The following is an 8,325-nucleotide window of genomic DNA, read 5'->3' as shown; positions in this document are numbered from 1 at the left end:
GGCGCTCGTCGACCTCGCGCAGCAGCAGCGCGCGCTGCGGGCTCGCGAGTTCGGCCGCGCCGGTCGGCGTCGGCGCGCGCAGGTCGGCCGCGAAGTCGGCGATCGTGAAATCGGTTTCGTGCCCGACGCCGCTGACGACCGGCAGCTCGCTCGCCGCGATCGCGCGCGCCAGCGCTTCGTCGTTGAACGACCACAGATCCTCGATCGAGCCGCCGCCGCGACAGACCAGCAGCACGTCTACCTCGCGCCGCGCATTCGCGGTCGCCACGGCCGCGACGAGCTTTTCGGCGGAACCGGCGCCCTGCACGGGGGCCGGATAGACGATCACCGGAATATGCGGCGCGCGCCGGGCGAGCGTGGTCAGCACGTCGCGCAGCGCGGCGGCCTGCAGCGACGTGACGATGCCGATCGCGCGCGGGTGCGCCGGCAGCGGCCGCTTGCGCTCGGGGGCGAACAGGCCCTCGGCCTCGAGCTGCGCCTTCAGCCGCAGGAATGCCTCGTACAGGCGCCCCTGCCCGGTGCGCCGCACGGCTTCGACGTTGAGCTGCACTTCGCCGCGCGGCTCGTACATCGTGACGACCGCGCGCACCTCGATGCGGTCGCCTTCGCGCGGCGTGAATTCCGCATACTGGGCGCGGCCACGGAACATCACGCAGCGCATCTGCGCCTGCTGGTCCTTGATCGAGAAATACCAGTGGCCGCTCGCGGCGCGCGTGAAATTCGACACTTCGCCGGAAATCCATAACAGCGGAAACGAGCGCTCGAGCATCGTCGAAATCGCACGATTGAGCGCCGAAACGGGAATCACTTCGTCGCCGCCGCGGGTGGTGCCGGGGGCGGAAAAAGGGGAATCGGAAAGCATGGGCGGTCGGATGAATGCTGGCGGCGTCACGATAGTCCGACACGCGCGCGGCGTCCAGCGCCGCCGTATTCGCCGTCGCGCACGGAAGGTGTCCACACTCTGGCATTCGTCCGCGTAAAACGCTCGGAAACCGCTAAAAAAACCAGACGATTCTCGGTAACGCCTTGATTTTTATAATTTTTTAAACCTTTCAGAATGATTCTCATCCGATTCGAGGCCCGCCGGACGGGCGTTTGAGACAATCGACGGGGGAGTTTTTCACAGAGTTATCCACAGGGCGCCGCGATCCGGCCCCGCACGCTGCGGCGGCCGGTCGCGCTTGCCGCGCCGGCGTGCGGCGCGCTAGAGTGCCGCCTTCCACGGACCCTGCGGCATGCGCCGCCCAACGGAGAATCCGCCTTGACGAATCCGTCCCTCGCCGCGGCGCACGACGCGCCGCGGCCGACCCGATGAGCGCGCCCGGCGGCCCGCTCGCGCGACTCGAAGCGCGCCTCACACGCGAATGGCAGCGGCGCGGCGCGCTCGCGTGGGCGCTCACGCCGTTCGCCTGCGTGTTCGGCCTGTGCGCGGCGCTGCGGCGCACCGCTTACGCGCAGGGCTGGAAGCAGCCGGTCGACGTCGGCGTGCCGGTGGTCGTGGTCGGCAACGTGACCGTCGGCGGCACCGGCAAGACGCCGACCGTGATCGCGCTCGTCGACGCGCTGCGCGCGGCCGGCTTCACGCCCGGCGTCGTGTCGCGCGGCTACGGCGCGAACGTGAAGGCGCCCACCGCCGTCACGCCGGCGTCGCGCGCGGCCGCGGCCGGCGACGAACCGCTGCTGATCGCGCGCCGCACCGGCGCACCCGTGTGGGTGTGCCCCGACCGCGTCGCGGCCGCGCAGGCGCTGCGCGCCGCGCATCCGGACGTCGACGTGATCGTCAGCGACGACGGCCTGCAGCACTACCGCCTCGCGCGCACCGTCGAGCTGGTCGTATTCGACCACCGGCTCGGCGGCAACGGCTTCCTGCTGCCGGCCGGCCCGCTGCGCGAGCCGCTGTCGCGGCACCGCGACGCGACGCTCGTCAACGATCCGTACAGCGGCGCGCTGCCGCCGTGGCCCGACACCTACGCGCTCGCGCTGACGCCGGGCGCCGCTTGGCACCTCGACCAGCCCGCGCTACGCCGCCCGCTGTCGCAATTCGCGCACGAACGCGTGCTCGCCGCGGCCGGCATCGGCGCGCCGGAACGCTTCTTCGCGACGCTGCGCGCGGCCGGTCTCGCGCCGGCGACCCGCGCGCTGCCCGACCATTACGCGTTCGCCGACAATCCGTTCGTCGACGATGCCGTCGATGCGATCCTGATCACCGAGAAGGATGCAGTAAAATTGGGCGCTTCCTGGCGCGACGCCCGACTGTGGGTAGTCCCCGTCGAAGCCGCGCTCGACCCTCGCCTCATTGCCCTCGTTGTGGAGAAACTCCGTGGACGCTCGCCTGCTTGAAATCATTGTGTGCCCTATCTGCAAAGGCCCGCTCCACTACGACCGTGCCGCGCAGGAACTGATCTGCAACGCGGACAAGCTCGCGTACCCGATCCGCGACGGCATCCCCGTGATGCTGGTCGACGAAGCGCGCCAGACCGTCGAAGGCACGCCGGTCGATCCGGCCGGCCGCTGAACCGCCGCGCCGCTCGCCCGGCGCCCCGTTCGACACCGTGACGGCCCGGCCCCGGCCGGGCTGCCGCACTCGCCGGGCGCCCGGCTTCCGGCGTCGCCCGCCCCGTTCTTCCCAGCGCTCCCCTGATGACTCACCCGCCCCCCTTCATCGCCGTCATTCCCGCCCGGCTCGCGTCGACGCGGCTCCCGAACAAGCCGCTCGCCGATCTCGGCGGCAAGCCGATGGTCGTGCGTGTCGCCGAGCGCGCGCGCGAAGCGGGCGCGCAACAGGTGCTCGTCGCGTCCGACGCGCAGAGCGTGCTCGACGCGGCGCGCGATCACGGCTTCGAAGCGGTGCTCACGCGCGCCGACCATCCGTCCGGCACCGACCGGCTCGCGGAAGTCGCGGCGGCCTTCGGCTGGCGCGACGACACCGTCGTCGTCAACGTGCAGGGCGACGAGCCGCTGATCGACCCCGTGCTCGTGCGCGACGTAGCGTCGCACCTGGCCGCGCATCCGGCGTGCGCGATCGCGACCGCCGCTCACCCGATCCACGACGCGGCCGACGTGTTCAATCCGAACGTCGTGAAGGTCGCGCTCGACGCGCAGAGCGTCGCGCTGTACTTCTCGCGCGCGCCGATTCCGTGGAGCCGCGACGCGTACCAGCCGCACTGGCCCGACGTCGCGGCCATGCCTGCACCGGCTTTCCCGGTCTATCGGCACATCGGCCTCTATGCGTATCGCGCGCGTTTCCTGCGCACCTATCCGTCGCTCGCGCAGGCGCCAATCGAACAGGCCGAGCAGCTCGAACAGTTGCGCGCGCTGTGGCACGGCGAGCGCATCGCGGTGCTGATCACCGAATCCGCGCCCGAAGCCGGCATCGATACGCCGGCCGATCTCGCGCGCGTGCAGGCCCTTTTTCAGCCGGGTTCAAAATAACCCGTGGCATAATCAGGCGATTGTGCGAGCCGTCCGCGACCAGCGCGTCCTCGCTTGACCCCGCCCGTGGCCCTGCCGGCAGCCGCGCGTCGCCTCGGCCGACGCGCCGCATCAGACCGGTCCGCCATGCGCCGGGCGAGCCCCGCGCCCGCTGTCGCCGACGCCTTTGTGTCTCGCCACACGAATCTACATACTTGGAGATATCACCATGCGTTTGATCCTGTTGGGCGCGCCCGGCGCGGGAAAGGGCACCCAGGCAAACTTCATCAAGGAAAAATTCGGCATTCCGCAAATCTCGACGGGCGACATGCTGCGCGCGGCCGTCAAGGCCGGCACGCCGCTCGGCGTCGAGGCGAAGGGTTACATGGATGCCGGCAAGCTCGTGCCGGACGCGCTGATCATCGGCCTGGTCAAGGAGCGCCTGAAGGAATCCGACTGCGCGAACGGTTATCTGTTCGACGGCTTTCCGCGCACGATCGCGCAGGCTGACGCAATGAAGGAAGCCGGCGTCGCGATCGACTACGTGCTCGAGATCGACGTCCCGTTCTCGGAAATCATCGAGCGCATGAGCGGCCGCCGCACGCACCCGGCATCGGGCCGCACGTACCACGTCAAGTTCAACCCGCCGAAGGTCGAAGGTCACGACGACGTGACGGGCGAACCGCTGATCCAGCGCGACGACGACAAGGAAGAAACTGTCAAAAAGCGTCTCGAAGTGTACGAAGCGCAGACCAAGCCGCTGATCACGTACTACGGCGACTGGGCACAGCGCGGCGAGGAAAACGGTCTGAAGGCGCCGCAGTATCGCAAGATCTCGGGCCTGGGCACCGTCGACGAAATCCGCGAGCGCGCGTTCGACGCGCTGAAGTAAGCAGCGCGTCGCGCACCCGCAAGCCGCCCGGTCCGGGCGGCTTTTTTTTCGCCTGTCACGCTTTGCACGCCCCTGCGGCAAGCGCGCAAGAAAAACGCCCGCGATGCGGGCGTTTTTTCCGTGTCCAAGAAGCAGCGCGCTGGCGGCTCAATCCTCGCCGTCGCGCTGCATCCGTTGCCGCAATTCGCTGACCTGCGACTCGACGACGGTCGCGTCTTCCGCCTCGGGCCGCTCGCCGAGATACTGCTCGAGATCCTCGAGCGCGGGGCGCAGGTAGTCGAGCCGCGCATACGCGAAGCCGCGGTCGCGCACCTCGTCGAGCTGCTCGGGCAGCAGGATCACGAGCCGCTGCTGCACCGCGAGCAGCCGCTGCCAGCGCTCCGTCTGCAGATAGATCGTCTTCAGGTTGCGCAGCATCCGCGCGATGATCTCGCGGCTCGTCGCGGGCTGCAGCAGCGCGCGCAACGCGCTGTCGACCGCCCCCGCCGCCCGCGCGACGTACGGCTCGAGCATCTCGACCATCTCGGCTTCGGACAGCGAATGGCCGTTGGTCGGATCGATGATCAGGTCGCCATCCGGCAGCGTCACGCGCAGCAGGAAATGGCCGGGGAACGATACGCCGCGCGCCGGCACGCCGATCTGCTCGGCGAGCTCCAGGTACAGCACCGACAGCGAGATCGGAATCCCGCGCCGCCGCTTCAGCACGGCATTCAGGTGGCTGTTATCGGGGTCGTAGTAATCGTTGTGATTGCACGCGAAGCCGAGCTCGCGAAAGAAGAAGTCGTTCAGCGCGGCGACGCGGCCCTTCAGGTCGGTATCGTCGGCGAGCCGCCGGCGCAGCCGCGCCGCCAGCATGTCGAGTTCGGCCAGCGTGCCCTGCAGGTCGAGGTCGGGATACGCGTCCTGCGCCAGCGACAGCGCGGCTTCCGTGACGGGCAGACTGTCGTCGTCCGCCACGAGCGTGCTGAAGTAGTCGAGGACGCGGGTCATTGCGGTCGTCACTTGGCGCGCCTTCTGAAGTAAGCGTATTTGAAGCCCATCACCCACAACATACCGAAATATAGTGCAGCAAACAGCACGAGGCACGCAGCCATCAGCGCAATGCGATCGAGCGGCTGCGCGCGCATGCCGGTCCAGTCGAAACTGATCGCGCACCAGTGCATCAGGCCCGCGAGCACGAGCGCCGCGCCGACGAGCTGCACGAAAAAGCGCAGCCAGCCCGGCGACGGCTGGTAGATGCCGCGCTTGCGCAGCCCGAGGAACAGCAGCAGCGAATTCAGGCACGCGCCGACGCCGATGCTCAGCGTGAGGCCCGCGTGGCCGATCAGCGGCACGAACACGTAGTTCGACAGCTGCGTGACGATCAGCACGCCGATCGCGATCTTCACGGGCGTCTTGATGTCCTGCTTCGCATAGAAGCCCGGCGCGAGGATCTTGATCAGGATGATGCCGACGAGGCCGATCCCGTAGGTCGCGAGCGCGCGCGCGACCATCGTGACGGTATGCGCGTCGAACTTGCCGTAGTTGAACAGCGTCGCGGTGAGCGGTGTCGCGAAGAAGAACAGCGCGAGCGCGCTCGGCGCCGCGAGCAGGAACGTGACGCGCAGCCCCCAGTCGAGCAGCGCCGAATATTCGTGCGAATCGGCGTCGACGTGCGCCTTCGACAGGCTCGGCAGCAGGATCGTGCCGAGCGCGACGCCGAGCAGCGCCGTCGGGAACTCCATCAGGCGGTCGGCGTAGTTGATCCACGACACGGCGCCCTGCCCGAGCCGCGACGCGATGTTGGTGTTGATGATCAGCGACAGTTGCGCGACGGACACCGCGAACGTGGCAGGCACCATCTTCGCGAGCACGCGCTTCACGCCCGGATGACGCAGCGCGCGCAGCGGGTTCAGGCCGATCAGCGGCACCATGTCGATCTTCTTCAGGCCCGGCAACTGCACGAGAAACTGCAGCACGCCGCCGACGATGACCGCCCACGCGAGCGCGTAGACCGGCACCTTCAGGTGCGGCGCGACGAACACGGCCGCGGCGATGAACGCGACGTTGAGCAGCACCGGCGCGAACGCGGGCAGCGAGAAGCTCTTGTACGTGTTCAGCACGCCCGACGCGAGCGTGGTCAGCGAAATGAACACGATGTACGGGAACATGATCCGCGTCATCGTGACCGCGAGCGGAAACGCCTGGCCGTCGCTGTGCAGGCCGGACGCGACCGCGAACACGACCCACGACGCGCCCGCGATCCCGACGACCGACAGCACGGCCAGCGCCCACGCGAGCACGGTGGACATCGCGTCGACGAGCGCCTTCGTCGCATCGTGCCCCTGTTGGTTCTTGAACTCGGCGAGGATCGGCACGAACGCCTGCGAGAACGCGCCTTCGGCGGACAGGCGGCGCAGCAGGTTCGGGATACGGAAGGCGACGTAGAACGCGTCGGTGTATTGACTGGCGCCGAACGCACGGGCGATCAGCGTCTCGCGGGCCAGTCCGGTCACGCGCGACAGCAGCGTGAAGCCGCTGACCGTCAGCAGGGCTCGGAATAGATTCATGGGGCGCTTATTATACGGACGTTGCGCGACCCGGCCACCGGCCGATGCCGAAAAGCGCACCGGCCGCCCGCGGCTCCATCCGGCCGGCATCACGTTGAACTTGCCACTCGCTTGATTTTGTTGCTATAATCGCCGGTTTCTGGGCTCGTACATGCACGGCAACTGCCGTTTTCATGTCCCGGCCTCGGTTAAAATCACCGTTTTTTTATGCGCCCCTGGGCAATCGTTCTCAGGGGACGGATCGAAAAGCAGCGCTTGGCCGTCAGGCTCCAAGCTCTGGAAACAGGACAGGATAAGGAACCGTCATGGCTAACTCCGCACAAGCACGCAAGCGCGCCCGCCAGGCCGCGAAGGCAAACTCGCACAACTCGGCGCTGCGCTCGAAATTCCGTACCGCGATCAAGTCGGTTCGCAAGGCTGTTGAAGCCGGCGACCAGGCAAAGGCTGCCGAGCTGTTCAAGGCTGCCGTGAAGACGATCGACACGATCGCCGACAAGAAGATCGTTCACAAGAACAAGGCCGCTCGCAGCAAGAGCCGCCTGGCCGCAGCCGTCAAGGGCCTGCAGGCAGCAGCGTAACTCCGGTGCGCCCGCTCAGGCGGGCGTTCCTGTTTCCTGCGATCACGAAAAAGCCCGCCTAGGCGGGCTTTTTTGTCGCCTGCCGCCTGCGCATCACGCGCGGCGGCGGCAGTTGCCCGGGCGGACGCAACCCGCGCCCTCGCCCGTCGGCATCACTCACTTCTTCGTGTTGTAGTCCGGCAATTCGCACGCCTCGGTCACGACGAGGTTGTTGTCCTTCGCGAAATTCAGCACGAAATCGAAAGCCATCGGCTCGATGTCGCGCAACCGCGAATCGAGGATCACGCATTTCAGGTCGCCGAGCATCGTCGGGCGCACGTACAGCGAATACTTGAGTCGCGCATTCGGCCCGCTCGCCCCCGGCCCGAAGCAGGCCATCACACCGGCCAGACGTTCCGACCAGTCGCTCGGGCGAAACTTTTTCCCGTCTTTCGTGATGCCCTGGATGAAAAATTCGGTCGGAGGGGTTTCAGCCATGTGGTTACCCAAGTGACGGCCCGGCGATGTCCAGGCAACGGCGCCTGGATACGCGAACACAAAGCTGGAGAGGCGGCGGCACGAGCCGATCGATATCCCGAAAACGGGGCGTCGATGCGCGCCGCCGGTGGACTGCACCGGATGTGTGCAGCGCACGGCTTGTGTCCGGCAGAGCGCGAAAAGCCTTGCCTGCCGGGCTGGAGAAAACTTTCGAATTATACCGCAGCGCGCCATCGCGCGTCGTCCCGACGGCCCTCTTCCCGCACCGCGGATCGGGCGCGGCGATCCTGCCCCGCGTCGTTCCACGGCTCGTCAAAGCACAGAAAATCCTTTATGCTGCTTTGAGTTATCCACACCCGACGGCGGCGCCGTCCGGCCTCGCGGCCGGGTGAGACCGCCGTATTTCGTTTCATGACCG

The 8,325-nt window shown here is 67.7% G+C and carries 9 protein-coding genes; 5 read left to right on the top strand and 4 right to left on the bottom strand.

Translation table 11 applies throughout. The annotated features are described in order from the left end of the window. Positions 1 to 862: exodeoxyribonuclease VII large subunit (gene xseA, locus JMF90_RS13165; RefSeq protein WP_201325149.1), on the bottom strand; the 862-nt coding region annotated here is incomplete at its 3' end. A 449-nt stretch (positions 863 to 1,311) separates the two neighbouring features. Here xseA and lpxK point away from each other — a divergent pair. The 4 genes from lpxK (at position 1,312) to adk (ending at position 4,303) form a co-directional block, all read left to right on the top strand. Beyond that, positions 1,312 to 2,340, top strand: a complete 1,029-nt coding sequence (lpxK, locus tag JMF90_RS13155; RefSeq protein WP_011546042.1) for a tetraacyldisaccharide 4'-kinase — start codon at positions 1,312 to 1,314, stop codon at positions 2,338 to 2,340. Further along, the gene (locus JMF90_RS13150; RefSeq protein ID WP_006482216.1) at positions 2,321 to 2,515 is read left to right on the top strand and encodes a Trm112 family protein; all 195 of its coding nucleotides are present in this window, start codon (positions 2,321 to 2,323) and stop codon (positions 2,513 to 2,515) included. Before lpxK ends, JMF90_RS13150 begins: the two co-directional genes overlap by 20 nt. A gap of 125 nt (positions 2,516 to 2,640) precedes the next feature. Further along, complete coding sequence (gene kdsB / locus JMF90_RS13145; protein ID WP_011546043.1) at positions 2,641 to 3,432, top strand: 3-deoxy-manno-octulosonate cytidylyltransferase; 792 nt, start codon at positions 2,641 to 2,643, stop codon at positions 3,430 to 3,432. A 208-nt stretch (positions 3,433 to 3,640) separates the two neighbouring features. After that, positions 3,641 to 4,303 carry an adenylate kinase gene (adk, locus tag JMF90_RS13140; RefSeq protein ID WP_006482212.1) on the top strand — a complete coding sequence of 221 codons (663 nt, stop codon included), beginning with the start codon at positions 3,641 to 3,643 and terminating at the stop codon, positions 4,301 to 4,303. Positions 4,304 to 4,450: 147 nt separating this feature from the next. Here the strand turns inward: adk and JMF90_RS13135 are convergent, their stop codons facing one another. Both JMF90_RS13135 and murJ read right to left on the bottom strand, forming a co-directional pair. Further along, a complete protein-coding gene (locus JMF90_RS13135; RefSeq protein ID WP_011546044.1) occupies positions 4,451 to 5,293 on the bottom strand; it encodes a SirB1 family protein in 843 nt (280 codons plus the stop codon). A gap of 8 nt (positions 5,294 to 5,301) precedes the next feature. Next, positions 5,302 to 6,852, bottom strand: a complete 1,551-nt coding sequence (murJ, locus tag JMF90_RS13130) for a murein biosynthesis integral membrane protein MurJ (RefSeq protein WP_011694376.1) — start codon at positions 6,850 to 6,852, stop codon at positions 5,302 to 5,304. A 305-nt stretch (positions 6,853 to 7,157) separates the two neighbouring features. On the opposite strand from murJ, the gene rpsT reads away from it, so the two are divergent. Next, the gene (rpsT, locus tag JMF90_RS13125) at positions 7,158 to 7,430 is read left to right on the top strand and encodes a 30S ribosomal protein S20 (RefSeq protein ID WP_006482211.1); all 273 of its coding nucleotides are present in this window, start codon (positions 7,158 to 7,160) and stop codon (positions 7,428 to 7,430) included. A 156-nt stretch (positions 7,431 to 7,586) separates the two neighbouring features. Here rpsT and JMF90_RS13120 read toward each other — a convergent pair whose 3' ends face one another. Further along, entirely contained in the window at positions 7,587 to 7,907 is a 321-nt protein-coding gene (locus JMF90_RS13120; RefSeq protein WP_011546046.1) for a DUF3579 domain-containing protein, read from the bottom strand. Positions 7,908 to 8,325: the final 418 nt, after the last annotated feature.

This window comes from Burkholderia sp. E168m23 (genome assembly GCF_016586125.1).
Taxonomy (GTDB): Bacteria; Pseudomonadota; Gammaproteobacteria; order Burkholderiales; family Burkholderiaceae; genus Burkholderia; species Burkholderia orbicola.
This window is presented reverse-complemented; position numbering and strand designations above follow the sequence as displayed.